General features: G+C 37.9%; 1 protein-coding gene and 1 pseudogene. Both read left to right on the forward strand.

Annotated elements, in window-relative coordinates:
• Positions 1-253 precede the first annotated feature (253 nt).
• Positions 254-574 carry a hypothetical protein gene (locus tag ACFIJ7_RS09710; protein ID WP_375645210.1) on the forward strand — a complete coding sequence of 107 codons (321 nt, stop codon included), beginning with the start codon at positions 254-256 and terminating at the stop codon, positions 572-574.
• A gap of 3 nt (positions 575-577) precedes the next feature.
• Positions 578-765: pseudogene (locus ACFIJ7_RS09715) on the forward strand (hypothetical protein); the annotation flags it as partial.

Here is a 765-nt window from a genome sequence, read left to right on the forward strand (position 1 = left end):
AAAAAAATAAAAAAACACAAGATCATGATTTTTTTGTTGACATGATGTGAAAAATCATATTTAATGACAGCACGGCACTGGTCGCATTGTGTCTAAAATTCAAAAATATCCCCTAAAAATTCAGTAAAATGTGAACTTGAAACGTGGCTAGAAAGCCCTGTTTTCTGGGTAATTCTGGCTAATCAATTTTTCACAGAATAAAAATCAATTTTTGACTAATGATGTCATTAATTATGACTCAAAAGGAGCAATGATGAAAGCTGTCATCACTAAGCCAATGTGTGTTGTTGGAGACAATAAAAGCACTGTTCGCTTTGAACCATCAACACCCAATAATCCATTTGTTGAAGTTTCCAATCAAGTCTACGCACGTCTCAAGCGCGCTAATGCTGTAAAACCTTTTATTGGAGTCAAGACAACAGCAAAAACAGACAAGGCAGTTGAACAAATTAAGCAGATAAAACGAGAAGCCGTACAAACATCGTCTGAACCAGTGACAAAGGAAATTCCACTCGAACAGCCAAAAGCATCTAAAGCTTCTAAGTCATCAACACCTACCCCCAAAAAGGCTTAGAAGTTGAAGTTAATCATCCACCAAAAATGGTATCTTCAACAGGTGAAGGATACCTTCACCAGTCTTCAAGCACCACGCCTTAACTGGGCTTTGCGTAATGCTGTAAACACCTCTGCAAAACAAGTCGAACGCTTTGCAGAAAAACAAATTGCCGATGTTACATCTGCCCAATCAAAGCGTGTCAAAAAAGG

Source organism: Bartonella sp. MR100HLJHH (assembly GCF_042194215.1).
Classification (GTDB): Bacteria; Pseudomonadota; Alphaproteobacteria; order Rhizobiales; family Rhizobiaceae; genus Bartonella; species Bartonella grahamii.